20 protein-coding genes and 1 riboswitch are annotated in these 25,782 nt (G+C 51.9%); of the genes, 6 read left to right on the forward strand and 14 right to left on the reverse strand.

Annotated features, from left to right (window positions below; genetic code table 11):
- Positions 1-247: 247 nt before the first annotated feature.
- Positions 248-1,621 (forward strand): PhoH family protein, encoded by a 1,374-nt coding sequence (locus tag BGL48_RS05375; protein WP_069361690.1) that lies wholly within the window; start codon positions 248-250, stop codon positions 1,619-1,621.
- 45 nt (positions 1,622-1,666) lie between these two features.
- Here BGL48_RS05375 and BGL48_RS05380 read toward each other — a convergent pair whose 3' ends face one another.
- The 9 genes from BGL48_RS05380 to leuA all read right to left on the reverse strand — a co-directional run bounded on the left by BGL48_RS05380 (position 1,667) and on the right by leuA (position 11,863).
- On the reverse strand, positions 1,667-2,671 hold the full coding sequence (locus BGL48_RS05380) for a GGDEF domain-containing protein (protein ID WP_069361691.1): 1,005 nt from the start codon (positions 2,669-2,671) through the stop codon (positions 1,667-1,669).
- 48 nt (positions 2,672-2,719) lie between these two features.
- Positions 2,720-3,442 (reverse strand): thiamine ABC transporter ATP-binding protein, encoded by a 723-nt coding sequence (gene thiQ / locus BGL48_RS05385; protein ID WP_069361692.1) that lies wholly within the window; start codon positions 3,440-3,442, stop codon positions 2,720-2,722.
- Positions 3,436-5,025, reverse strand: a complete 1,590-nt coding sequence (gene thiP / locus BGL48_RS05390) for a thiamine/thiamine pyrophosphate ABC transporter permease (RefSeq protein ID WP_069361693.1) — start codon at positions 5,023-5,025, stop codon at positions 3,436-3,438. Before thiP ends, thiQ begins: the two co-directional genes overlap by 7 nt.
- 5 nt (positions 5,026-5,030) lie before the next feature.
- A complete protein-coding gene (gene thiB, locus BGL48_RS05395) occupies positions 5,031-6,026 on the reverse strand; it encodes a thiamine ABC transporter substrate binding subunit (RefSeq protein ID WP_069361694.1) in 996 nt (331 codons plus the stop codon).
- A gap of 43 nt (positions 6,027-6,069) precedes the next feature.
- A riboswitch (TPP riboswitch) is annotated at positions 6,070-6,171 on the reverse strand.
- 38 nt (positions 6,172-6,209) lie between these two features.
- Positions 6,210-7,001, reverse strand: coding sequence for a DUF547 domain-containing protein (locus tag BGL48_RS05400; protein ID WP_069361695.1), 792 nt, complete (start codon positions 6,999-7,001; stop codon positions 6,210-6,212).
- Between the two features lie 147 nt (positions 7,002-7,148).
- Positions 7,149-7,751 (reverse strand): 3-isopropylmalate dehydratase small subunit, encoded by a 603-nt coding sequence (gene leuD / locus BGL48_RS05405; RefSeq protein WP_069361696.1) that lies wholly within the window; start codon positions 7,749-7,751, stop codon positions 7,149-7,151.
- A 9-nt stretch (positions 7,752-7,760) separates the two neighbouring features.
- Entirely contained in the window at positions 7,761-9,182 is a 1,422-nt protein-coding gene (gene leuC, locus BGL48_RS05410) for a 3-isopropylmalate dehydratase large subunit (RefSeq protein ID WP_069361697.1), read from the reverse strand.
- 21 nt (positions 9,183-9,203) lie between these two features.
- Entirely contained in the window at positions 9,204-10,298 is a 1,095-nt protein-coding gene (leuB, locus tag BGL48_RS05415; protein WP_069361698.1) for a 3-isopropylmalate dehydrogenase, read from the reverse strand.
- A gap of 2 nt (positions 10,299-10,300) precedes the next feature.
- Positions 10,301-11,863, reverse strand: a complete 1,563-nt coding sequence (leuA, locus tag BGL48_RS05420) for a 2-isopropylmalate synthase (protein ID WP_069361699.1) — start codon at positions 11,861-11,863, stop codon at positions 10,301-10,303.
- Between the two features lie 523 nt (positions 11,864-12,386).
- Between leuA and BGL48_RS05425 the strand changes: the two genes are divergently transcribed.
- The 5 genes from BGL48_RS05425 (at position 12,387) to ilvN (ending at position 18,644) form a co-directional block, all read left to right on the forward strand.
- Positions 12,387-12,923, forward strand: a complete 537-nt coding sequence (locus BGL48_RS05425; RefSeq protein ID WP_069361700.1) for a phosphatase PAP2 family protein — start codon at positions 12,387-12,389, stop codon at positions 12,921-12,923.
- Entirely contained in the window at positions 12,923-14,050 is a 1,128-nt protein-coding gene (locus BGL48_RS05430) for an MJ1255/VC2487 family glycosyltransferase (RefSeq protein ID WP_069361701.1), read from the forward strand. The genes BGL48_RS05425 and BGL48_RS05430 overlap by 1 nt, the downstream gene beginning before the upstream one ends.
- A 153-nt stretch (positions 14,051-14,203) precedes the next feature.
- A complete protein-coding gene (locus BGL48_RS05435; RefSeq protein WP_069361753.1) occupies positions 14,204-16,012 on the forward strand; it encodes an AMP-dependent synthetase/ligase in 1,809 nt (602 codons plus the stop codon).
- Between the two features lie 416 nt (positions 16,013-16,428).
- Positions 16,429-18,147: an acetolactate synthase 3 large subunit gene (locus tag BGL48_RS05440; protein ID WP_069361702.1), complete on the forward strand. Its 1,719-nt coding sequence runs from the start codon at positions 16,429-16,431 to the stop codon at positions 18,145-18,147.
- On the forward strand, positions 18,147-18,644 hold the full coding sequence (gene ilvN, locus BGL48_RS05445; RefSeq protein WP_021023377.1) for an acetolactate synthase small subunit: 498 nt from the start codon (positions 18,147-18,149) through the stop codon (positions 18,642-18,644). The genes BGL48_RS05440 and ilvN overlap by 1 nt, the downstream gene beginning before the upstream one ends.
- A gap of 58 nt (positions 18,645-18,702) precedes the next feature.
- Here the strand turns inward: ilvN and treC are convergent, their stop codons facing one another.
- The 5 genes from treC to pykF form a co-directional block, all read right to left on the reverse strand.
- Positions 18,703-20,367: an alpha,alpha-phosphotrehalase gene (gene treC / locus BGL48_RS05450; protein WP_069361703.1), complete on the reverse strand. Its 1,665-nt coding sequence runs from the start codon at positions 20,365-20,367 to the stop codon at positions 18,703-18,705.
- A 61-nt stretch (positions 20,368-20,428) separates the two neighbouring features.
- Positions 20,429-21,847 carry a PTS trehalose transporter subunit IIBC gene (treB, locus tag BGL48_RS05455; protein ID WP_069361704.1) on the reverse strand — a complete coding sequence of 473 codons (1,419 nt, stop codon included), beginning with the start codon at positions 21,845-21,847 and terminating at the stop codon, positions 20,429-20,431.
- Positions 21,848-21,998: 151 nt separating this feature from the next.
- A complete protein-coding gene (gene treR, locus BGL48_RS05460; RefSeq protein ID WP_069361705.1) occupies positions 21,999-22,955 on the reverse strand; it encodes a trehalose operon repressor TreR in 957 nt (318 codons plus the stop codon).
- Between the two features lie 283 nt (positions 22,956-23,238).
- Positions 23,239-23,916 carry a hypothetical protein gene (locus BGL48_RS05465; protein WP_069361706.1) on the reverse strand — a complete coding sequence of 226 codons (678 nt, stop codon included), beginning with the start codon at positions 23,914-23,916 and terminating at the stop codon, positions 23,239-23,241.
- Between the two features lie 99 nt (positions 23,917-24,015).
- Entirely contained in the window at positions 24,016-25,428 is a 1,413-nt protein-coding gene (gene pykF / locus BGL48_RS05470) for a pyruvate kinase PykF (protein ID WP_069361707.1), read from the reverse strand.
- Between the last annotated feature and the right edge of the window lie 354 nt (positions 25,429-25,782).

Consider the following 25,782-nt stretch of genomic DNA (forward strand, 5'->3'; position numbering starts at 1 on the left):
ACTCTGCTATTCAGTGTGGCACTGAAAAAATTGGCCGCCAATAGTACTCGAACTTGTGAGGAGGGTCACGATGAAACTCAATCAATAGTGGCAAAGAGGTAGATTGACATACAAACGTCATCAAGTGACGGCAAAGATAAAAGCGTGAGCTGGCGCAGTAAAACAAGTTGGGCGCATCCCAACGGCCAGGTCTACGCTTATTTTAAGCGCTGTCACCGACAGTGAACTGCCGATACAGGAGGTGCCTATGGGCGACGCCGACCGGAAGCTGTTTGTACTTGATACTAATATTCTCCTCCACGAGCCTTTCTCGATTTACTCTTTCCAAGAACACGATGTCGTGATCCCCATGACCGTCCTCGAAGAACTTGACCGGATTAAAGATAGCAAACGCGATGTTTCACGCGATGCGCGTGTGGCGATCCGTGCGCTGGAAGATATTTTTAAAGAGGCCACTCCTGACGAAATTGGCGAGGGCATTGCCGTTGGCAAAGGCGATGCGACAGGGACGGTGTCGATCCTCGCTGATTTTGAGATCAAAGAAACCGTCCATGCCTTTGCCGATAAAGCGGGTGATAACCGCATACTCAATGCGGTGTTGTACCTGCAAACTAAGCGCTCCCCCCGCAAAGTGGTATTGGTGACCAAAGACATCAATATGCGCCTGCGCGCCAAAGGGGCGGGGGTGATGTATGTGGAGGACTACCGCACCGATCAGCTGATTGATGATGTGCGACTGCTAACCAAAGGCTTCCACCAATTTACAGGCAGCTTTTGGGATAAAGTGGGAGAATGTAATAGTCAAGCCTATGGCACAGAGACCCTACATACGTTGCCGTCAGAGCTTCTCGATACGCCGTTTGTTAACCAATACCTGTTAGATGACAGTGACGATTTTGCCGCGCGTGTGCAAGCCATTGATGGCGATAAAGCGGTGATTAAAGATCTGAGCCGAGAGCGATTGATGCATCGCGCTGCGTGGGATGTGAAACCGAAAAATATCTACCAAGGGATGGCGATGGATGCGTTGCTCGATCCGAGTATCGACTTGGCGATCCTCACCGGTCCGGCAGGTTGTGGTAAAACCATTCTGGCGATGGCCGCCGCGCTGGAGCAGGTGGTAGAAAAAGGGATGTACGATAAAATCATCGTGACCCGCAACACTCCAGATATTGGCGAGTCAATTGGCTTTTTGCCGGGCTCCGAAGAAGAGAAAATGTTGCCTTGGCTAGGGGCCGTGACCGATACGCTAGAAGCCTTGCACATGCACGATGAGTGCACCGATGGCTCGATGCGTTACATCATGGAGAAAGCGAATCTGCAGTTTAAATCGATTAACTTTATGCGTGGCCGCTCGATTCAAAACGCGTTCGTGATTTTGGATGAGTGCCAAAACCTCACCGCCTCTCAGCTTAAAACCATTATTACTCGGTGTGGGGAGGGGACCAAGTTGGTGTGCTCGGGGAACTTGGCGCAAATCGATTCTTCGTATTTGACCCCAGTGACATCTGGGCTGACCTATATTGTTGAGCGGTTTAAAAACTTTGAAGGCAGTGCGTGTGTGTACCTCAATGGCGTGGTGCGCAGTCGCTTGGCTGAGTTTGCCGAAGAGAATCTATAGCTGATATCAGGTGGCGGTTATCAGGCCGCCACCTTCATCCATTGCCTAAAACAATTCAACATCGTCCTCGGCGACAAAGGTTTTGACCACCCCAGACTGCAGTAAATCATCATAAAAAGCGACTTGGTTACGGCCATTTTGTTTGGCGTGATAAAGCGCCTGATCGGCATAGCCTAAGATGACGCTGGTGCTCAGCTGTCCATGTTCAATCCGTGTCGCGCCCATGGAAATGGTCACGGTTTGGGCGGCACCAAAGTCTCGCGCGTTGACATTGGCAATAAAGGCATTGGCCTTTTGTTCGGCCATGGCCCGCGAGCAGGGCTGAAATAGCACTACAAATTCATCGCCGCCATACCGGAACAAGGTGTCTTGTGAAGAGAAGCTCTGGCGCATTAGTGAAGCTAGTAACAAGATGACCTCGTCACCAAACACATGACCAAAATTGTCATTGACTTGCTTAAAGTGGTCGACATCGAAAATGCACACCCAAGGTGAGAGAGCGCTGTCAGCGTCACTGTCTGGCGTCGCCTCGCTTTGCGCTAAGCGATCACATATCAGATCCAGCTTTTTAGATAAGACTTTACGATTAAATAAGCTGGTAAAGCTGTCACGTTCGCTCGCCATAATAATCTGCTGGTAGTTCTCATAAATGCGCGTGAGTCCGGCCACCAAAGCACGTTGATCCTGGCTAAGGCTTTTGGCGCGGCCGCACAAAATACCGCTGACCCCATCTTCTTTCTCATAATAGATGGGAACGGCAATCAATACATGATCATGAGTGTGGTGTTGAATAACCGCTTGGGACGCAAGGCACTCTGCCAAAAGCGCGTCAATTTGATGGATATTCTCTTGCTGAAACGCACTGTTGTCGTTGGTGCCGAGTACGGTAAAGGCAGGCTGCATATCATCGCAGTAATCAAGCAGTACGACTTCGCCTACCGGAGTAAGCTCGGTAATCGAGGTCAGCAAGCTCTTAGTAATCGCGTCGACTTCCGTTTTAGCGGTAAAGTCGACGATCGAGTCGAGAATCTGGATACTGCTGGCGGCCACAGGACGCCCCCTTGGAATCTACCGTGTTTTCCTTAGTATAGAAGCCTATCAGGGGGATGCCACCCAAAACGAATCGTCAGCGGTGCCCATGTAACCTTGCATCATTTCTGGCGGATGATTGAGCGCCTCAATCGGACGATGAAGACGAACTTGTCCCTCATCGAGATAAAGAAACTGAGAGGCAATGGCTTGGGCATCTTCGGGATGGTGAGTGACCATCACCACCGTCGTGCCTTGTGCTTGGGCGGTACGCTTGACCAATGCCAGCATATCCTTTTTTAGCGCAGGGTCGAGCGCTGAAAAGGGCTCATCGAGCAGCAATAAAGGCTGGTTACGTGCGATGCTTCTACCCAGTGCGATACGTTGGCGTTGGCCGCCTGATAGTTGACCGGGCAGACGTGACAGATAGTCATTTAAACCCACGGCGTGGGCCGCCTGGTGAATGCTGTCACGCTGGGAAGCGGTAAGTTTCAGTGATGGCGACAAGCCAATGGCCATATTGTCGAATACCGACAAGTGAGTAAAGACGTTGTGCTCTTGAAACAAGATAGACAATGGCCGCTGGTGGGCGGGCGTCGTGGTGACGGGCTTGCCATCAATGGTGATCTCGCCACTATCTGGCGCGATCAGCCCGGCAATCAAGGATAACAAGGTGCTCTTTCCCGCCCCGCTTGGGCCGAGCACAGCCACAATCTCCCCCGGCGCTATCTTGGCATCAAAGATCATCCAATCTTGCTGGTAACGGTAATGGACATTGGAAAGCGTTAACATGCGTGTCTCCATTGGATAAGGCGCGTAAGCAGGGCATAACATCCCAAGCTGGTGAGCAGTAACAGCATCGCTGCAGCAGCACCGGCTTCCATTTGGTAACTGCCCATTAAGCGAAATAAATACAGGGGCAGGGTTTGAAAGTTTTGGCTGCCAAATAGGGCTATCGCACTGAGATCACCCATCGATAACACAAAACTGACCGCGATACCGCGTGCAATCGGTGCACGTAAACAGTCCCACTCAATCAGACGTAAACGCGTGATGCCTCTTACGCCTAAGGTGGCGCACAGATTATGGTAAGACTGGGCAACCTGAAACGCGGGGGCACTTAATACTTTTATGAGATAAGGCAGCGCCATCAGCGCGTTCACCGCCATCACTAGCCACAGCGCTAAACTGAATACGTCGCTAAACTGGCGAAACAGCAAAAAAAGCCCGGTGCTGAGCACGATGCTCGGGACCACCAGGATAATGGCTCCTAGCGTTTCTATCCCATCCGCCTGTTTTTTGCGTCCGTGTAAGCGCCAGTGGCGGCTAGCGAGGATCACTGCGGCTGCAAGCACAAAGGCAAAGCTGGTTGCCCCTGAGGCAATGGCGAGGGAGTGCAGTGTCGCCTGCCACAGTGCGCCATCGCCGAGTACCGCTAATGCGCTGGGGTTGAGCCCACGTGCAATCACCACGCCCAGCGGCGGTAACACCAGTAGCAAAACGAGGCCAATCCATAGACTGTCCCAGCATTTGGCGGCACGGCTATCCAAAGAGGCGGGAAGAGGCAGCACTTCACTGGGCGTACTCGGCAGCGGGCGCGTCAAGGTTTGCACGGTAAATGCGATGGCGCCACACAAGAGCATTTGCCAAAGCGCAAGGACAGCACCCGTTTGTAAATCGAAATCAAAATGAATGGCTTGGTAAATGGCTAGCTCTATCGTGGTGGCTTTAGGTCCGCCACCCAGTGCCATCACGGTGGCGAAGCTGGTAAAGCACAACATAAACACCAGCCCGACGATATGAGGCAAGCTTTGGCGTAAATACGGCCATTCTAAATGCTTAAAGCGCTGCCAGCCTTTCAGCCCTAGCTGGGTAGCAAGACGACGTTGATCAGCGGGGATCCCCTCTAACGCTTGCACCATGAGTTGGGCGGAAAATGGCAGATTAAAAAACACATGCGCGAGCAAAATGCCACTTAAACCATAAATAGAAAACGGCATCGTCGCATCAAAGTGCGCGAAGGCTTGCGCAATCCAGCCGCTGCGGCCATAGATGGCAACCAGTCCAAATACCCCCACCAATACCGGTAGCACCAAGGTCATGGCAAATAGCTTAAGCAGCCATGCCTTGGCTGGAAACTGCCGGCGATACAGGGCGTGGGCGACGGGTATCGCAAGCCCAACGCTGAGCATCACAGATAAGGTCGCCTGCTTAAAGCTAAAGTAGGTGACATGGCGCAGGTAGGTATCTTGCCACAACGCGGTGAGCACTAGGTCGTGGCTGTGAGAGAACAGCGCCCAGAGTGCGCTGCCAATCAAAACCACGACTAAGCTGGCCGCCATACTGCCCGGCCAGGTTCGAGAAGGGTTGAGCATCTTGGCTATTCAACCAGCGCGGTTTGCCAGTCACGCACCCATTGCTGGCGATTGCCCATCACTTCATCAGGCTGATATAGCAGGCTTTCCTCCGGCTTGTCTAAGGTGTAGAAGGCATCAGGCAGGTTGACATCGGTTACCGGATACATCCACTGCGTGGTTGGGAGCACAGATTGAGCTGCATCACTGAGCATAAATTGTAAAAACGCGTCTGCACGTTCCGGTTGATCCGTGTAGGCTGATTTTGCCACCACTTCGATTTGCATGTAGTGGCCTTCTTCAAACATGGCAGCGGCAAAGCGGTCGTCCTCATCAGCAACCCGGTGATAGGCCGGTGAAGTGGTGTAAGAAAGCACCATGTCGGCTTCTTTGTTAAGGAACATGTTGTACGCCTCGGTCCAGCCTTTGGTCACGGTAATGGTGTTATCAGCCAGTTCGCGCCATGCTTGTTGGTTGTCATCGCCATACACTTTTTGGATCCAGAGCATTAAGCCTTGGCCGACGGTTGAGACGCGCGGATCTTGGTAAATCACACTGATGTCATCACGCTCTTCAATCAAGGCTTTGAGGCTTTTGGGCGGGTCGAGCAAGCGGGTAGTGTCATACACAAAGGCAAAATAGCCGTAATCGTAAGGGATAAAGTAGTTGTTGTCCCACCCGCCAGGCACTTGCAGGCGCTCAGTATTGACTGCATGCTCAGCAACAATGCCGCTGCGCTCGGCTTCTTTCATTAAATTGGTATCCATCCCGAGCACGATATCGGCTTGGGTGGTTTCCCCTTCAATGCGTAGGCGATTGAGCAAAGCGGCGCCATCATCGAGAGACACGAATTCCAGTTGGCAATCGCACTGTTTTTCAAATTCGGCTTTGATTTTGGGCCCTGCGCCCCATTCGGCGATAAAGGAGTCATAGGTATACACGGTCAGTGGGTCCGCGGCGCGGGCACTGAGTGATAACAGCGACAGAGAAATCAGAGTGAGAACAGAGGTAAAAACTTTCACAGCACGCTCCTAAGTTGGGCGTGGGTGTTGAGGCAAGTTGATGGCAACATCAAGTCTCAATCCCTACGCCAGTGTTAGCTGGATCAGGTTCGATGGGTCTAGCGCAGAGCGCAATCTCAGCCATGAGGCTCCCCAATGAGTACCAAGCCATTGTACTGATTGGCTTAGGGTTAACCAAGCCTTTTAGTCAGCGAGTTGGTTAAGGTCCCAGTTGTAGTCGTATTCCAATGTTGCCTCTTGTGGCAATGGAATATCGCGATACTGGTTTATGTGAGCGATCACGCCTTGCTTATCGCCACCAAAATCAGCCTCAAACCACTCATAGATAGAAGAAAGCTGCCATTGATCGCCTTGCTGACTTACCCCTTTATCGCTATTAATAAAACGATAGGCCGCTTGTTCGAGCTGTGCCTCAAGCGCGTTTGCTTGGAAGGCCTTAGGTTGCAGGTTTGGACAACCCAAACTGGCACAGTTAACCGCATAGTGGGTACGCGGATCTTGCCATAGTGGGCGCAGAATGCGGTGCTCAATATCATTCAAGGTAAGGGGTTCACCTGCCACCGTGACCACCTCATCATCCCATGGGCCAAAGCTAAACAGCCCACCGAGTTTGGTGATGGAACTGACCGGGTACTCGGCGATAATCAGTTTTACGGTGACCGCATTGTAAAGGTTGACCCAATACGCGTATTGCTCGTTTTTGGTCAGGGTGCGCGGGTCGCGCGCGGTGAGCATGCGGATATAATGATCGAGGGCTTTCTTGTCAGCGTCGGTGACCGCCGCATAGTTAAATAAGGTGTGCTGCCCCTGAGGCTGCAAATACTTATCGAGCAATACTTGCCAGCTGTGATGAGTGAAGGTCGCCTGGCTGTCAGGATTATGGGCATCCCACATCGCCCAATACTCTGCTTTGGGGGCCGCTTGGCTAAACAGCGGAAAAACCAAACAGAATAGAAGTATCAAACGTTTTTGCATTGCCCGTCCTTATTTTCAGCAAGCCTTCTTTTCAGACTAGACCAAGCAAATGCGTTGTTGGTTTCATGGTGAATGGAAAAAAGTGGGGCTTGACCAATAAGCGCGGCGAGGATCGCGCTTATTGGTGGAGTGGGCTAAAGCGGGGATTTATGACAAAAAGTCCGGGATGCGCTGCTCAAAGCGCGAGATCTCAGCATCGTGCTGTAGGGTGAGGCCAATGCTATCTAAGCCTTCCAACAGGCAATGACGACGAAAATCATCCATTTGGAAGCTAAAGCAGTGCTCACCGGCTCGAATGGTTTGGGCGGGCAAATCCAGGGTTACCGTCGCGCCTTCATTTTCGGCTACATACGCAAATAAAGCATCGATTTGGGCTTCTTCAAGGGTCACCGGTACCATTTGGTTGTTGATACAGTTGCCATAGAAAATATCGGCAAAACTGGGGGCGATAATCACTTTAAAGCCGTAATCATCCAGCGCCCAGGGGGCATGTTCGCGTGACGAGCCACAGCCAAAATTCTCGCGGGTGAGTAGCACGCTTGCCTCTTGATAGCGCGCTTGGTTAAGCACAAACTCGGGGTTCGGTTGCTTGCCCGCATCGTCTAAAAAGCGCCAATCGTGAAACAGGTGCTGACCAAAGCCAGTACGGGTGACTTTTTGCAAAAACTGTTTGGGAATGATCGCATCGGTATCGACGTTCGCCGCATCCAATGGAGCAACAATGCCGGTGTGAGTGTGTATGCCTGACATAAGGCCTCCTTATAATTGGTTAACGTCGACAAAATGACCCGCGATAGCAGCGGCGGCGGCCATCGCCGGGCTGACCAAGTGGGTGCGGCCTTCACGGCCTTGGCGGCCTTCAAAGTTACGGTTGCTGGTGGACGCGCAGCGCTCTTTGGGGCCCAAGCGATCGCTGTTCATCGCCAAACACATTGAGCAGCCGGGTAAGCGCCACTCAAAGCCAGCGTCGCGGAAAATCACATCCAGCCCTTCTTGCTCTGCTTGGGCGCGCACTTGCTCGGACCCAGGCACCACCATGGCATGGACGCTATCTGCCACGCGTCGTCCTTTGGCGACCGCGGCGGCCGCGCGCATGTCTTCAATCCGTGAGTTGGTGCAAGAGCCGATAAAGACCTTATCAATGCTGATTTGGTTGATGGCTTGTCCCGGTGCCAGTCCCATGTATTTTAGCGCGCGCTCTGCTGAGTGGCGTTCAATCGGATCGGTCATTGTCTCAGGGGCAGGCACGGTATCATGCACACTGACCACTTGGCCGGGATTAGTGCCCCAAGTGACTTGATGATGGATTTGACTGCCATCGAGGGTGACCACGCGATCAAACTGTGCATCGGCGTCCGAGTGCAAAGTTTGCCAGTAAGCGACCGCTTGCTGCCATTGCTCGCCTTTAGGAGCAAATTTCTTGTCTTTTAAATAGGCAAAGGTGGTGTCATCCGGCGCGATCAGGCCAGCTTTGGCGCCTAATTCGATGGCCATGTTGCAGACCGTCATTCGCCCTTCCATCGACAAGGCGGTGATCGCGTCCCCACAAAACTCCACCACATGTCCGGTGCCGCCTGCGTGGCCGACTTTACCAATAATCGCGAGGACAATATCTTTGGCGGTGATCCCGGGGGCAGTTTTGCCCGTGACTTCAATTTTCATCGTGCGGGCGCGGGATTGCTTAAGCGTTTGGGTGGCGAGTACGTGTTCGACTTCTGAGGTGCCAATACCAAAGGCGAGGGAGCCGAAGGCACCATGCGTCGCGGTGTGCGAATCACCACAGACGATGGTGGTGCCGGGCAGGGTAATGCCAAGCTCGGGGCCCATGACATGGACAATGCCTTGGTAAGGGTGATTTAGGTCGTACAGGGTGACGCCAAATTCGTCGCAGTTTTTGGCTAGCGTCTCCATTTGGATGCGCGCCATTTCTCCAGACGCGTTAATGTCTTTGGTTTCGGTGGAGACATTGTGATCCATGGTAGCGAAGGTTTTGCTCACTTGGCGCACCGGACGCCCTTTTTCCCGCAGGCCATCAAAGGCTTGTGGGGAAGTCACTTCGTGCACCAAATGACGATCGATATACAGCAGTGGCGCTTCGCCCGGCTGCTCGGTGACCACATGGGCTTGATAGATTTTTTCATACAAGGTCTTGGCGCCTTGCTGAGTGTTTGCATTCGACATAGCTCGTATCCTTACGGGTAATTATTCTGCGCCTTGGCGGATATAGGCGGCGATACGATCGCCCATTTGTTCAGTACTCAATGCAGGATGGTTGCCTGCCAGATCGGCGGTCAGCTCACCGGCCGCCAGTGCTTGGCTGACTGCATGCTCAATCGCACAGGCTGCGTCTTCTTCGCCTAACGAGTAGCGCAACATCAACGCGGCGGAGAGAATTTGTGCGACCGGGTTGGCGATATTTTTCCCCGCGATATCGGGGGCAGAGCCGCCGGCGGGCTCATACAAACCAAATTTACTCGCGTTTAAGCTCGCGGATGGCAGCATGCCCATCGAGCCGGTGATCATGGCGCACTCATCGGAGATGATATCGCCGAAAATATTCGAGCACAGCATCACATCAAATTGCGATGGGTCTTTAATCAGCTGCATGGTGGCGTTGTCGATATACATATGGCTTAAGTGGACATCTGGATAGTCCTTGGCCACCTCTTCCACGACTTCACGCCACAGCATCGAGCTTTGCAACACATTGGCTTTATCGATTGAGCACACTTGCTTGTTACGCAACTGAGCCGACTGGAAGGCGATACGGGCGATACGCTCAATTTCATAGCGATGATAAACCTCGGTATCAAACGCTTTTTCCTCGCGGCCTTCGCCTTCGCGCCCTTTGGGCTCACCAAAATAAATCCCGCCGGTCAGCTCTCGCACCACCACGATGTTAAAGCCTTGGTCGGCAATATCGGCGCGCAGTGGGCAAAAGCCTTCGAGACCGGTATGGATTTGCGCCGGACGCAAATTACAAAAAAGACCAAAGTGCTTGCGTAACGGCAGCAAGGCACCGCGCTCCGGTTGCTCATTGGGCGGTAAATGCTCCCACTTTGGGCCGCCCACTGAACCAAATAAAATCGCATCGGCTTTTTCACATCCCGCCAAGGTCTGCTCGGGCAGCGGCGAGCCATGGGCGTCAATCGCGGCTCCCCCCACCGGATAATGCTGACGCTCCAAAGTGAGTGAGAATCGCTCGCTAACTGCATCAAGCACCTTCTCGGCTTGCGTCATGACTTCGGGGCCGATACCGTCGCCGGGTAAGAGTGCAATCTGGTGTGCGCTGGCCATGGTTATACTGTCTCCTGTTTCAAGTGGGATTGTTCCTTAATCTGAGCGATTTTGTCGGCGCGATAGATGGCATTGATCACATGCAATAACGCTTCGCCTGAGGCCTCGATGATGTCGGTTGACACTCCGGTGCCGTGATATTTACGACCCTTGTAGTTGGCAATGATGTCAGCTTGGCCGAGGCCATCTTCCCCTTCCCCTTTGGCGGTCAGATCAAATTTATCCAGCTCAATATCATAATCGGTAATGCGGTAAATACACTGATACAGCGCATCGACGGGGCCGTTGCCAGTGGCTGCTTCGTGCTTCTCTTCATCGCCACATTGCAACTTGATGCTGGTGGTTGCCATTAAGCTGCCCGATTGCACGCCCAAATAGTTCAGCTTATAAAAGTCGTCCTCTTCTTTAAGATTATTGAAGAACATCAAGGCTTCTAAATCGTAATCGAATACCTGACCTTTGCGATCCGCCAGCTGTAAGAATGACTGATACAAGGTGTCTAAATCGTAGTCTTGTTCGCTGTAGCCAAGGTTATCCATATGGCTTTTCACCGCGGCACGGCCGGAGCGACTGGTCAGGTTAAGCGCTTTTTTGCCCAAACCAATCGACTCTGGCGTCATAATTTCGTAGGTGTTTTTGTTTTTCAGCATGCCATCTTGGTGGATACCGGAGGAGTGGCTAAAGGCATTGGCGCCGACGACGGCTTTATTGGGCTGAATAGGCATGTTGCAAAGCTGGCTAACCAACTTGCTGGTGCGGGTAATTTCGGTGTGGTTCAACCCTGTTTCTACGCCTAACAAGTCGGCGCGGGTTTTTAAAATCATCGCAATTTCTTCCAGCGCGCAGTTCCCCGCACGTTCACCGATGCCATTGATAGTGCCTTCCACTTGGCGAGCGCCAGCTTGTACCGCGGCAATAGAGTTGGCGACCGACATCCCCAAATCATCATGGCAATGGACAGAAATCACCGCTTTGTCGATATTAGGCACGCGGTTAAACAAGGTCGCAATGATATCGCCGAATTCACTGGGAACCGTGTAGCCGACGGTATCGGGAATATTGACCGTGGTCGCGCCGGCATCAATCGCCGCTTCGACCATACGGCATAAATTATCAATCGGGGTGCGCCCGGCATCTTCGCAGGAAAACTCTACATCGTCGGTGTATTGGCGCGCATGTTTGACGGCGCGTACCCCCATCTCGACCACGTCATCATAGCTGCGGCGAAGCTTGTCTTTTACATGGATGGTCGAGGTGGATAAAAAGGTGTGGATACGAAAGGCGTCAGCGGCTTTGAGGGACTCGGCGGCCACATCGATGTCTTTGGGGACCGCGCGAGACAAGGCACAAACGCGCGCATGTTGCATATGCTCGGCGATAGTGCGCACGGATTCAAAATCGCCCGGTGAGGAGACCGGAAAACCGGCTTCAATAATGTCTATCTTCATGCGGTCCAAGGCTTGGGCGATCTGCAATTTCTCTTTGACGGTTAAACTGGCTGACAGCGCCTGCTCGCCGTCGCGTAAGGTGGTATCAAACAGAATAACTTGGCTGTTCTCGCTCATGGGTGACTCCCTGTTGTGTTTGCTGGCCGCTTTGAAGGGCTCTTTAATTGGCGCTTGATGTTATTTTGGCGACGTTAGATACAAAAAAACCCGCGTCTGGCGCGGGTTTTTGAGATTTGGCATTCACTGTTTTCTGCCCAAAACCTACCCGCGCGACTGGGTCACGATAAGAAGGAGGATGAGGCGTAGGTGAAACAATGTCATGCTGATGTCCGTCAGTAAATATTCTGTTACCAGAAATAACAGAGCGATGGGGAAAGCGTCAATCTGAAAAAAACAAAACCCGTTTTCTGCGCAATGCAAAGGTAAAAAACTGGTTAATTAAACTGGATTTAAAACTAAAAGTTAGATTTTTGTGCTGTGCTCTGGCGCGGCTTTATCCAGTCTTCATTATTTTTACTTGTCCCAACGTCCCTGAGATCAAGCGGCGACGTAAATTCATCGAGATGACCCAATAACGTCACCGACCTGTCATACCGGCTGACTAGAGTTTAACCATCAGCTCGCCGCATTGGGAGGCAGGATGAGAAGCTTTACCGCGATTCAACGCTTCGATCACACGGTGTCGACCTTTTGTCTATCGCATCGCTTTAGCGCTGGCACAGCAAAAATAGCCCGTGCCGTTTCCCGTTCCGGTGACGGCCCCCTCTATTTGGTGATTGGCTTCACGGCTTGGTGGCTTCATGAGGCGGTCGGGCTCTGGTTTTTGCTCACCGGACTGACGGCTTTTGCCATCGAGCTGCCGATTTACTGGGTACTTAAACGCAGCTTTCGGCGCGCACGCCCTTCGCAGTTGCCCGCCTTTATCACGCCTTCCGATCTTTACAGTATGCCATCAGGCCATACGGCCGCCGCTTTTCTCATGGCCTCATTGCTGAGCACCTTCTTCCCTTCGTTAACCCTTTTGGTGTTCATTTGGGCCAGCCTAATCGGTATTTCGCGCGTGCTACTGGGCGTGCACTTTGTGAGCGATATCGTGGTGGGCGCTGGATTAGGGCTGATGTGCGCGACGTTGGCACACAGTATCACTTTCGATCTTTACAGAATAACAGGTATTTAATGAAGCTTTTATACGGTGTTCAGGGAACCGGTAATGGGCATATATCGCGTGCCCGTGCGATGGCGCGTGCCTTGGCCGGATACGATGTCGACGTCGATTTTGTTTTTTCCGGGCGGCCTGCCGAGCGCTATTTTGATATGGCGCCATTTGGCGATTATCGCACATTTACTGGGATGAGCTTTGTCAGCCGTGATGGCAAAATTGATATGCTCGCCACCGCGCGACACAATCACTTGGCGCAGCTACGACGCGATATTCGCCAGCTTGATGTATCAGGCTACGATAAGGTCATCTCTGATTTTGAACCCATCAGTGCGTGGGCGGCGCGCCAGCAAGGGGTACCATCGGTGGCGATCAGCCACCAAGCGGCTTTTTCTCACGCGGTGCCCAAACATGGAGAAACGCTGATCAATCGCATGATCATGCGTTATTTTGCTCCAACAGACTATGCCATTGGCTTGCACTGGTATCACTTTAACCAACCGATCTTACCTCCGATTATTGATACCACTCCGGTAGATAAAGCGGTGACACCGCCGGCTGCGGAGAGGGCGGTGCTGGTGTATCTTCCCTTTGAATCTTTATCTGCGGTGAGTGAGTTGTTGTTGCGCTTTAGCCAACTTTTTATCTGCTTTCACCCCGAGGTTAATGCGCCCTATCAGCGTGAAAACCTAACGCTCATGCCCTTAGGCAAAGAAAGCTTTCACACAGCGCTAAATCAGTGCCAGGGCGTGATTGCCAATGGGGGATTTGAACTCCCTTCCGAGGCGTTAAGCCTAGGGAAAAAGCTCCTTTTAAAGCCATTGTCTGGTCAGTTTGAACAGTTGAGTAATGTCGCCACACTTTCTCAGCTTGGGCTAGCACATAGTATGGATAGCTTGGATGCGAGTGCGGTACGCGAATGGTTGCAGGCACCGAAGGTGGGCGCGATTGGCTACCCGGATGTTGCTCAAGCATTGGCGGAATGGCTGGTGAAAGGCGAGCTAAGTCAGACACGCAGCCTGTTTCACCATCTATGGGCTCAGGTGGATTACCCAGAAACGGTTGAGGAGTCGATTTTGGACTTTAATCGCTCATCAATACGTATGGATCCACACCCACTTAGGTTGCAACGCTTGATTCGGTAGCGCGCTGTGCGGTAAGTGCGTCGATCAGCCGCTTCCACAAGGTTGAATCACGTTTTTACACTTTCTCTAGAGCATTCACTCAATTTTTCTTGAGTTTGGTCGTGCGCTCGGTACACTCGCTGTCATTATTGAGCGTACATGTGTTCGCCAAAAATGCGAACCAAGAGAGAGACAGTGAACACCCAAAACCATATCGTTACTCGCATCCGCGAGCAGATTCGCGCCCAAGGTGAACGCGAAGCCATTCGTTTTCAGCAACAGTCACAGTGGGCAAGCCTCAGCTGGCGTCAAATGGGCGAGCGAATCGATCAGCTGTCACGCTGTTTGTTAAATGCCGGGTGTGAGATTCAACAAACCATCGCTATCTTTGCGCCGAACAGCGAAAAGTGGGCAATGTTAGATTACGCCGCATTGCAAATTCGCGCCGTACCTGTGCCGATTTACGCCACCAGCACCGCTCAGCAAGCGGCACACATTATCAATGATGCGGACGTGCAATGGGTTTTCGTCGGTGACGAACAACGAGAGATCGCGGTGGCTGCTCTCGAACACTGTCCTAATGTCAAAGGGGTGATTGCCCTAAGCCAAGAGACGACGGCTCCAACGCACCCCAAGGTGTGGGATTGGGCCAGTTGGTTATTGCAAGACGATCGTGGCTACCAAGCCGAATTAGAGGCGCGCATTGACGCACGATGCATGGACGATCTGACCACCTTGATTTATACCTCCGGCACCACGGGCGATCCGAAAGGAGTGATGCTGGATTATGCCAATATCGCGGCGCAGTTGGAGGTGCATGACCAAGTCTTGGCACTAAGACCGGATGATGTGTCCTTGGCCTTTTTGCCACTTTCCCATGTGTTTGAGCGCGCATGGAGCTATTACGTGCTTCACCGCGGAGCGGTCAATTGCTACCTCTCCAACCCGCTTCAGGTGCGTGAGGCATTGGCCGAGGTCAAACCGACGGTGATGTGTGCAGTGCCGCGTTTTTACGAAAAAATCCATGGTGCTATTCACGACAAACTCAGTCGGGCCACTGGCGTTAAACCGCATTTATTCCGTTGGGCCCTGCGCCAAGGCGAACGTCATGCTGCGCAATTACGCGCTGGTCAATCACTGTCGCGGCGTCAGCAATGGCAATTGGCGTTGGCCGACAAGCTGGTGCTCAGTAAGTTACGTGCGCTATTGGGTGGCAAGATGCGCTTGATGCCATGCGGTGGGGCGCGTCTTGACCCTGACATCGGCGCGTTTTTCCATGCAATCGGCATTAACGTCAAGCTCGGTTATGGCATGACCGAAACCACCGCCACGGTTTCTTGCTGGGACGATACCTGCTTTGACCCTCAATCGATTGGCCATCCGATGCCGGGCGCAGAAGTACGGATTGGGGCGGATAATGAAATTCAAGTGCGTGGGCCGATGGTGATGCGGGGTTACTTTAATCAACCCGATGCGACGGCGGCGACCTTTACCGAGGATGGCTTTTTGAAAACCGGCGATGCGGGGTATCTCGATACCAAGGGCAGCGTGTTTATCACCGACCGAATCAAAGAGCTAATGAAAACCTCTGGCGGTAAGTATATCGCGCCTCAACGGGTAGAGGGCGCTTTGGTACGTGATCACTTTATCGACCAGATTGCGGTGGTGGCTGAGGCGCGTCATTTTGTCTCTGCCTTGATTGTACCTTGCTTCGATGCCTTGGAAGAGTGGGCGAGGGCGGCCAATATCGAATATCAAAACCGTAAAGAGCTGCTAAAACACGCTGATGTGGTGGCCTTGTTTGAAAAGCGTTTGCAGAGCTTGCAACATGAATTGGCCAAATTTGAGCAAGTCAAACGCTTTACCTTGTTGCCGCAGGGCTTTTGCATGCACAGTGGCGAACTCACGCCGACTATGAAACTGCGCCGCAAAGTGATCCTTTCACGTTACCAAGATCACATTAATACGATGTATCAGCGTTAGTTTGGTGTACCAAAGCGAGGAAGATTTCTCATGGCTGAGAATCTTCCTTTTTTCCTGATATTTTTATGCCTTTTCCCCCTCTTTTCTCCTCATGTCTGGATAGCAAATCTGGCAAAGTGGCGATTTTATAGTGGATATTTCCAATTTCATCCCCCTTGGTCAGCGTAAACCAGCAACATTCACTCAACATTTAGATTAAAAATGTAAATACTGATTAGCTAATAGACAGTTTTGCAAATAAAACGTTACATTGATTGCAGCTTCATTCGAAGCAGGCCAAATGACAATCTAACGCCGCCTTACCGCCAGTATTTGGTTTAGATGTCCGCGTGGTGAGTGGCCACCAGTACATCCAAGCGTAAGGGGCAAGATTAGGCTAAAAGTAAGTCCTAACTATGCAGACAGGGAGGCGTAGAGTGGAAATGTTATCCGGTGCCGAGATGATCGTGCGCTCCATGATCGATCAAGGCGTAAAACATATTTTTGGCTATCCAGGCGGGTCGGTGCTGGATATTTACGACGCATTACACGAAAAGAGTGATATTGACCATGTGTTGGTGCGTCATGAACAAGCCGCGGTGCATATGGCCGATGGTTACGCACGGGCTACGGGTGAAGTGGGCGTGGTGCTGGTCACCTCAGGCCCAGGGGCAACCAATGCGATTACCGGTATTGCCACCGCGTACATGGACTCGATCCCCATGGTGGTCTTTTCTGGCCAGGTCATGAGCGGCCTGATTGGCAATGATGCCTTCCAAGAATGTGACATGGTGGGGATTTCCCGCCCGGTGGTTAAACACAGCTTTTTAGTTCAACGCGCCGAAGATATTCCCAATATTGTTAAAAAAGCCTTTTATCTTGCCGCGACGGGACGTCCTGGCCCTGTGGTGGTCGATATTCCCAAAGACATGCTGAACCCGGCACAAAAGCATCCATATCAGTACCCTGACAGTGTGCGCATGCGCTCTTACAACCCGACCACCTCGGGACACAAAGGGCAGATAAAGCGTGGTTTAAAAGCGCTGTTGGCGGCGAAAAAGCCGGTGCTGTATGTCGGTGGCGGCGCCATCATGGCCGACTGTGGTGAACAAATCCGTCAATTATCAGAAAGCCTAAACATTCCCGTCGTCAGCACCTTGATGGGGCTGGGGGCGTTTCCCGGCACCCATGAACACTCGCTGGGCATGCTGGGCATGCATGGCACCTACGAAGCGAACATGGCGATGCACCAAGCCGATCTAATTTTTGGTATTGGTGTCCGTTTTGACGATCGCACTACCAATAATTTAGAAAAATACTGCCCCGATGCCACCATCATGCACATTGATGTGGACCCTTCCACCATCTCTAAAACCGTCGCCGCGGATATTCCCATCGTTGGCTCGGCGGATGCGGTATTAAATAGCATGGTCAAGCTGCTGGTGGAGCAAGGTGGCAGCAATGACAGTGATGCGATCAGCACCTGGTGGCACAATATTCAAATTTGGCGTGAGCGCCAGTGTTTGCAGTATGTCGCCGATCCTGAGCGGATTAAACCGCAGCAGGTGATTGAAACCTTGTACCGCCTCACTCATGGCGAGGCCTATGTGACCTCAGACGTCGGCCAGCATCAAATGTTTGCCGCACTTTATTATCCGTTTGATAAGCCACGTCGTTGGATTAACTCGGGTGGCTTGGGCACCATGGGCTTTGGGCTTCCCGCCGCCATGGGGGTGAAGTTTGCGCTACCGGACGCGCAGGTGGTGTGTGTCACCGGTGATGGCAGTATTCAAATGAATATTCAGGAGCTGTCGACAGCGTTGCAATACGACATTCCGGTAGTGATCGTCAACCTTAACAATCGTTTCCTCGGGATGGTGAAACAATGGCAGGATATGATTTATCAAGGTCGCCACTCGCACTCCTATATGGACTCGGTGCCGGACTTTGCGGCGATCACTGAGGCCTATGGTCATGTGGGGATGCGCATTAATCATCCGTCTGAGCTGGAAGCCGGCCTAGAAAAGGCACTGGCAATGAAAGATCGCTTAGTTTTTGTCGATATTAATGTCGATGAAACTGAGCACGTGTATCCGATGCAGGTACGCGGCGGGGCGATGAATGAAATGTGGTTGAGCAAAACGGAGAGAACCTAATGCGCAGTATTGTATCGGTTTTAATGGAAAACGAGCCGGGAGCTTTATCGCGGGTAGTGGGATTATTCTCTCAGCGTGGCTACAACATTGAGTCGCTCACGGTGTCACCGACCGATGACGCGACCTTATCGCGCTTGAATATCACCACCTCGGTAGTGAGCGACGCGGATCGCGAGCAAATCGAAAAGCACCTGCACAAGTTGATTGATGTGCTAAAAGTGAGCAATGTCACCGAGAGCGATCACATTGAGCGTGAACTGGCGTTGGTGAAAGTGAAAGCCAGCGGCTTTGCCCGCGCGGAGGTAAAACGCACCGCCGATATTTTCCGCGGGCAGATTGTCGATGTCACGAACTCGCTTTACACCGTGCAGTTGACCGGTGATAGTGACAAACTGGATGCCTTTATTCGCGCGGTGGGTGAGATTACCGAGATTATTGAAGTTGCACGCAGTGGCGTAGTGGGCATTGCACGTGGCGAGCGAGCGCTGCGCCAGTAATCAAAGCCACTCATTGTGGTAGAAAAATGGCACGCCAAGGCGTGCCATTTTTTGTCGGTTAAGCGGGATTAATCAAATACACCAAGGCTTCATAGGGGGCCAGTTGCATTTCTGGCATCAACGGCTTGGCTTCTGGGTAATTATGGCTCACCAAGTCTGCGGTCGGGGCAGGGGCGATAGGCAAGGTCGCCGTGACCGGTTCGCCATAAAAATTACACACCACCACCAGTTGGCTATCGCCATTGTCGCGACGATAGGCGAGCAGTTGTGGGTGGTCAGGCAACAAGTCCTGATAATCGCCTTCACGGATCACGGGTAAGGTTTTACGCAGGGAAATCAGCTGCTTGTAGTGATAGAACACCGAGTCTTTATCCGCCAGTGCGGTGTCGACATTGACGTCAGCATAGTTAGGCGCAGGCTTTAGCCACGGTGTACCTGTGGTAAAACCGGCGTTTGCTGAACTGTCCCACTGCATAGGCGTGCGTGAATTATCGCGCGAGCGTGCCGCCAGAATGGCCAGTACTTCCCCTTCTGGCATGCCTTGGTCGCACAGCAGACGGTGCATGTTGCGACTCTCAACGTCTTGATAGTCATCAATACGCTGATAGCCAGGGTTGGTCATGCCAATTTCTTCCCCTTGATACACGTAAGGCGTGCCTTGCTGCATATGAATCGCGGTGGCGAGCATTTTGGCGGAGGCAACGCGATGGTGGCGATCATCACCAAAGCGGCTGACCACACGCGGTTGGTCGTGGTTACACCAAAACAGTGCGCCCCAACCTTGATTGTGCAGGCCGTGCTGCCAAGTGCGGAAAAGCTGTTTTAGGGCCAAGAAGTCAAACGGTGCCAGTCGCCACTTTTCACCACCGGGATAATCGACTTTTAAGTGGTGGAAGTTAAACACCATGGAGAGCTCTTTGCCATCTGGCGCGGAGTATTGCTGACAATGCTCCAAGGTGGTCGAAGACATCTCGCCTACAGTGACGCTGCCGTAACGCTGGAAAATGTCGCGGCTAATTTCTTGCAAGTAGTCGTGAACGCGGGGACCGTCGGTATAAAAGCGGCGACCATCGCCTTGATGATCATCAGGGAACGACTGATCTTTGGAGATCAAATTGATCACATCGAGGCGAAAGCCATCCACGCCTTTTTCGGCCCAAAACGCCATCACCTCTTTGACGGCCTTCCGCACCGCTGGATTTTCCCAGTTAAGATCGGCTTGTTCGGTGGCAAATAAGTGGAGGTAATACTGGCCGGTCGGTTCATGCCATTGCCACGCGCTACCGCCAAATTTTGATTGCCAGTTGTTTGGAACGCCGCCGTTAACCGGATCTTTCCAGATGTAATAATCGCGATAGGGGCTGTCCTTGCTGGCAAGCGCTGATTGAAACCAAGGATGCTCGGTTGAGGTGTGATTAATCACAATATCCATGATGATGCGGATATCGCGTTTATGCGCTTCGGCGAGCAAGGTGTCGAAATCGTCCATGGTGCCTAGGCTAGGGTCAATCGCGTAATAATCGGCAATGTCGTAGCCGTTATCGACTTGTGGCGATACATAAATGGGGGTTAGCCATAACGCGTCGATGCCCAGTGTCGAAAAGTAGTCCAGCTTTTCGATAATGCCTGGCAGATCACCTGTCCCTGTTTGTGTGGTATCACGGAAGCTCTTTGGATAAATCTGATAAATGGTGGCCGTTTTCCACCAGGGATGTGCGTGCATAATGTCTCTCTTAACGCTAAAAAAAGCGGGGAGCGTTCCCTCCCCGCAGACGGAATGGGAATTAGACGACCGCCAATTTGCCTTTGCTGGCCTGGCGGCGGTACATAAAGGCGGTGAGTGCGATTGGCACTAAGATGGCGATTAACATCGCGACTACGTAAACACCCCAGAATTGTGGCTGAATAGATAAGATGCCTGGTAGACCCCCGACACCAATACCGTTGGCCATCACACCGGAAAGACCACACACAATCGCCGCTAGCGCCGAGCCAACCATGGCGCAGAGCATCGGGAATTTGTAGCGCAGGTTAATCCCGTACATGGCCGGCTCTGTCACGCCAAGGTAGGCGGAAATCGCCGCGGGCACCGAAATTTCGCGCTCGTTTTCTTTCTTGCTGACCCAAATAATACCGACTACCGCCGAGGCTTGTGCAATGTTGGACAGGGCAATCAGCGGCCAAATAGGTGTGCCGCCCATTTCCTGCATTAGCTGCAAGTCCACCGCGTTGGTGGTGTGGTGAACCCCGGTGATCACCAAAGGTGCATAGAGGAAGCCAAACAGCGCTGCCCCGATAAAGGCGAAATCACCGGTCATCGCCGTGCGAGCTAAGAAGGCGACGCCGTTGCCGATTTCACGCCCAAATGGACCAATCAGGGTATGCGCCAAGATCACGGAAGTCAGCAGCGCAACAAACGGCACCACCACAAGATAGAGGTAATCTGGAATAATCCGTTTTAACTGGGTTTCAATAAATGCCAGCGCCATACCGGCAAACATCGCTGGGATCACCTGTGCTTGATAGCCGACTTTTTCAATTGAGAACCAGCCAAAGTCCCACACTTCAGGCATTTCTTTACCGATAAGGTACGCGTTCATCAATTGGGGGGATACCAGGGTAATACCCAGAACAATACCCAAAATGGGGGTGCCGCCCATTTTTCTCACCGTCGCCCAACACACACCGACAGGGAGGAAGTGGAAGATAGCTTCACCAAGCAGCCACAAAAAGCCGTGAGCAGTGGCCCAAAACTCGCTGATCTCGGTCAGAGTTTTGCCATCGAACATGCGGATATCGCCGATCACATTACGGAAGCCGAGGATCAGACCACCGGTGATAATCGCGGGCAAAAGGGGCACAAAGATTTCCGCGAGGTGTGAGATAGCACGCTCAGTTAGGCTCATATTTTGGCGCGCGGCTTGTTTGGCCTCATCTTTTGACTGGCCTTCCACGCCGGTTTGCGCTTCCAATAGGGCATACACTTGATCAACATTGGTGCCGATCACGACTTGAAATTGGCCGGCACTGGTAAAGCAGCCTTTGACCATGGGGATCGCTTCAATCGCGGCCACGTCCGCTTTTTCTGGATCATTTAGTACGAAACGTAAACGCGTGAGGCAGTGGCTAACGGTTGCGATGTTATCTTTGCCGCCAATATGAGTGACCAATTGGTCGATGGCTTTTTTATCTATCTGGCTCATAAGCAATCCTGTATTGCTGTAGGGTATTCATTGGTAACGTTCCCACTCATTATGGATCCTACTATCGAATTTATCAGTGGAATCGTTCCCATTATTTGAAAACCATCACAGAGAAATCTGTAACTGCCTGATTATTGGTGTGAGCCGCCGCTTAGGGAGTGACTAGGTGGCAAGGTTGTGTCCAGTGGCTAATCACGGGAGCGTCGTCATCCAGCTGCTTGAGCAGCAAGTCAGCCGCATGTTGCCCTGCTTGATGGTAACCTAGCTCCACACTCACGGCGCGCGGGAACATGAAACGAAGCATGTCATGGTTACCGATGCCACCAATGGCGATATCTTCACGATTTAGGGTTTGTAGCCGTTTGGCAACCCCTAGCGCCAGGGTGTCTGACGCACAAACAATCGCATCAGTATGTGAGTTCATGAGGGCATCGGTGGCGTCATAGGCGGCGTGTAAGCGCATTTCACAGCGATGTAATTGTGGTGAGAGTTGGTGGCGTTGGCAAAAACGCTGATAGGCATCGGAGCGGGCAAGGCCGGTGGTTTCATCGCGCTCATCAATTCCCAAGAAGGCAATATGACGACATCCTTGATGATAAAAATGGTCCATCACTTGTGTGACTGCGCCTTGGTTGTCATAGCTGACGCTAATGTATTGATCACTATCAACGGCCAGAACGACACAGTTGGGAGCGAAAGGCGCGAGCGCGTTGAGATCACAGCCAGAAAAACCAAAAAAGATAATCCCATCAACATTGCGGCGTTTCAGCACATCCAGATGTGCTTGGGCTTTTTGTTGTGAGAACTGACTTTCCATAATGGCGGCGTCATAGCCTTTGGCATATAAGGTGTTGAGCAGGCCCGTCAACGCGGTGTTTTCAGAATTAGAGCTGAGCTTTGCCACAATCACACCCACGACGCCACTGCGTTGTGCGCGCATCGCACGTGCAGATTTGGAGGGCATAAAGCCGTGTTGGTCAATCACGGCTTGTATTTTCTCGCGCGTACTGTCTTTGACCCGTGGATCATCGTTTAACACACGAGATACGGTCGATTTTCCCACCCCGGCTAAGCGGGCGATATCCAAAATCGTCAATGCTTTTGTCATCTTGTTCTCTGTCGTCACACTAAATCAGCAGCTTAGTCGCCGCCTGTTGGAGTGTGATGATAACAGGCGTGATTGGCGCTTGCGATTTATTGATTAATTTGTAAACTAATGCCTGATTTTTGAACAGACATCCCGCTTTAGACTGAAATGATGATGAGTCACCCTTTACTACAAACAATCAATAAGTGCTTAGTACGTCTCACCACCTTGACGTTGGCAGTGATGGCCGTCAAGTTTAGTGCCATCTATTTGGTACCGTTAGCGGTCTTGATAAAAACCCACTTCAAAGAAATTGTCCACTGGTAAAGGTGCTGAGCCTTTCTCCGATCGCAGTATTAAGCTCCAGCCAGTAGTGTTGATAAGCGTGACTATGAGCCTGCGGTCGCGCAGAGACTAGCCCGCGCAATACTGGCATTAAGCGCTGCCAACTGGATGCGAATTCAAAGCCGATATCGGGATGCGTGAGGTAGCGTAAATGCTGGGCGACAAGCGGCTGTATCGCGTCTGCAAGATACGGATTGATGCCGGCAAAGAGCGTGTAATGAAGCTGCTGATGCCAATGCGCCAAGGCAGCGAGGTCACGATAATCCTTGGCTGGCAGATGCTGTAGGCTGTGCAGTAAGCCCAGTAGGGTCAATGAGGTCGGCTCATCCAACCGAGGCGGCAGCCTATCCATGAAAGCGCCAACCATCGCCTGTATGCCAGCCGCGAGAGGTTGCCAGTCTGGCTGACTTAAGGGCATTAACTGATATCCAAGATGGGGTTGGTAGCTGATGCGTCCGGCCATGGCGAGTAAATGCAAGCCATCACGCGCCGTTGCTGTGGTTAAATCAAGCTGCTCGCACAAGGTGGCGACGGTGAGTGAATAATGGCCATGCGCATTCGGTGTCACTGTGAGCTGGCGGGTTAATATAGCTCCCCAAATATGTGCCATGGCTTCTTGTGCTTTGGTTGGTTTCATTGCGCTTCCTGCTGTCCCTTTTTTATCATGCCACTAAACGGGGGATAAAAAAACGCCCCGACAGTGTCGAGGCGCAGGTGTTGCTTATCGGTGCTTAAATTACAGCACGTGCACAGAGGCCGTGTTAGTCGTACCAGATGGCACGAGCGCACCTGACACCATGACGACGATATCGCCTTTGTTCGCTAAGCCTGACTCTAGCGCGATGGTTTTACCACGACGGTAGAACTCATCGGTGCTATCGATGCTTTCGATCATCACTGGTGTCACCCCTTTAGTCAGACACAGATGAGCGGCTGTTTTCGGGTTCGTGGTGACCGCGACAATATTGGCCGTTGGGAAGTATTTACGCACTGAGCGCGCTGACTTACCCGCTTCAGTCGCCACCACAATTAACGGGGCACTGAGTTTTTGAGAGGTATCAACCGCGCCTTTACAGACCGCTTCGGTGATACGCAGACGATCGCTATCAAGGCGAGAGCCGAGGGCTGGAGACATTTGACGGTCTGTGCGCTCACAGATTTGTGCCATGATGCTCACCGCTTCTAATGGGTATTTCCCTTTTGCCGACTCACCTGACAGCATTACTGCATCTGTGCCGTCCATGATGGCATTGGCCACGTCACCAGCTTCTGCGCGGGTTGGGCGTGGGTTTTTGATCATTGAATCCAGCATTTGTGTTGCTGTGATAACCATCTTGCGTGCACGGTTACACTTTTCGATCATCATCTTCTGGGCGAAGATCACTTCTTCAACGGGGATCTCTACCCCTAGGTCACCACGAGCAACCATGATGCCGTCAGACGCTTCCAAGATAGCGTCAAAGTTGTCGACACCTTCTTGGTTCTCAATTTTAGAGATGATCTTGATGTCGCTACCGCCGTTTTGCGCCAATAGCTCGCGGATTTCTTCTACGTCTTCTTTCTTACGAATAAATGAGGCCGCAACAAAGTCAACGCCTTGCTCGCAACCAAACTTCAGGTCCGATTTATCTTTTTCAGCCAGCGCTGGCAGGCTGACAGAAACGCCTGGCAGGTTAACGCCTTTGTTTTCACCCAGCTCACCGTTGTTGAGTACTTTACAAACCACTTCTTTTTCAGTCGTTTCTAGTACTTCCATCTCAAGCAGGCCATCATCAACCAGTACTGTATCACCCGCTTTTAAATCTTGCGGCAGACCGGCATAGGTCACGGCAACGCGCTCCTTATTGCCCACAACAGAGGTATCTGTGGTGAAGGTAAAGGTTTGACCGGCTTTTAGTAGCACATCATCGCCACCTTCCAGTTTTACCGTACGGATCTCAGGACCTTTGGTATCCAGCAAGATAGCGGCTTGTTTGCCAGTTTGCTTCATCACATTACGCAAGTTGGCGATACGCGTACCATGCTCTTGGTAATCGCCGTGTGAGAAGTTAAGGCGCATGACGTTCATGCCAGCTTCAACAAGCTGAGTAAGCATCTCTTCAGATTCGGTTTTTGGGCCAATCGTACATACGATTTTGGTCTTTTTCATCGACACATTTCTCCGGTCAAAAATTGAAACATAAGCCTGATGCTTTCTCACAACACACCAAAAGTGTAATTTTACCACGCACTTTTACGACTTAAGTGGCTGTGAAAGCGAATTTTTTGCATTTTTCAATGACGTTACCGCAGCTAGGGTGGCTGTGGTGACGTCACTGTTTATCGAACGTGAGTATAGATTGTCTGCCGTGATCTGTGTTGATCACGGGCAATAAAGGCTTCATTGACAATAAAGCACTCAATAGTGCACCTGTCTCATGAGTCTTCCCTCCCTTTGGGGCGTGTAAATTTACCACAGCTGATGATTTAAATCATTACAACCTGGTGACAGCGCACCAGCGAA

It is taken from the genome of Salinivibrio sp. SS3 (assembly GCF_001722105.1).
Classification (GTDB): domain Bacteria; phylum Pseudomonadota; class Gammaproteobacteria; order Enterobacterales; family Vibrionaceae; genus Salinivibrio; species Salinivibrio kushneri.

Excerpts from the sequence above, each read along its gene's own strand:
- BGL48_RS05375 (WP_069361690.1), top strand. The coding sequence starts at position 248 with ATGGGCGACGCCGACCGGAAGCTGTTTGTACTTGATACTAATATTCTC.
- thiQ (WP_069361692.1), bottom strand. The coding sequence starts at position 3,442 with ATGTTAACGCTTTCCAATGTCCATTACCGTTACCAGCAAGATTGGATG.
- thiP (WP_069361693.1), bottom strand. The coding sequence starts at position 5,025 with ATGCTCAACCCTTCTCGAACCTGGCCGGGCAGTATGGCGGCCAGCTTA.
- BGL48_RS05400 (WP_069361695.1), bottom strand. The coding sequence starts at position 7,001 with ATGCAAAAACGTTTGATACTTCTATTCTGTTTGGTTTTTCCGCTGTTT.
- leuD (WP_069361696.1), bottom strand. The coding sequence starts at position 7,751 with ATGTCAGGCATACACACTCACACCGGCATTGTTGCTCCATTGGATGCG.
- leuC (WP_069361697.1), bottom strand. The coding sequence starts at position 9,182 with ATGTCGAATGCAAACACTCAGCAAGGCGCCAAGACCTTGTATGAAAAA.
- leuB (WP_069361698.1), bottom strand. The coding sequence starts at position 10,298 with ATGGCCAGCGCACACCAGATTGCACTCTTACCCGGCGACGGTATCGGC.
- leuA (WP_069361699.1), bottom strand. The coding sequence starts at position 11,863 with ATGAGCGAGAACAGCCAAGTTATTCTGTTTGATACCACCTTACGCGAC.
- BGL48_RS05425 (WP_069361700.1), top strand. The coding sequence starts at position 12,387 with ATGAGAAGCTTTACCGCGATTCAACGCTTCGATCACACGGTGTCGACC.
- BGL48_RS05430 (WP_069361701.1), top strand. The coding sequence starts at position 12,923 with ATGAAGCTTTTATACGGTGTTCAGGGAACCGGTAATGGGCATATATCG.
- BGL48_RS05435 (WP_069361753.1), top strand. The coding sequence starts at position 14,204 with ATGCGAACCAAGAGAGAGACAGTGAACACCCAAAACCATATCGTTACT.
- ilvN (WP_021023377.1), top strand. The coding sequence starts at position 18,147 with ATGCGCAGTATTGTATCGGTTTTAATGGAAAACGAGCCGGGAGCTTTA.
- treC (WP_069361703.1), bottom strand. The coding sequence starts at position 20,367 with ATGCACGCACATCCCTGGTGGAAAACGGCCACCATTTATCAGATTTAT.
- treB (WP_069361704.1), bottom strand. The coding sequence starts at position 21,847 with ATGAGCCAGATAGATAAAAAAGCCATCGACCAATTGGTCACTCATATT.
- treR (WP_069361705.1), bottom strand. The coding sequence starts at position 22,955 with ATGACAAAAGCATTGACGATTTTGGATATCGCCCGCTTAGCCGGGGTG.
- BGL48_RS05465 (WP_069361706.1), bottom strand. The coding sequence starts at position 23,916 with ATGAAACCAACCAAAGCACAAGAAGCCATGGCACATATTTGGGGAGCT.
- pykF (WP_069361707.1), bottom strand. The coding sequence starts at position 25,428 with ATGAAAAAGACCAAAATCGTATGTACGATTGGCCCAAAAACCGAATCT.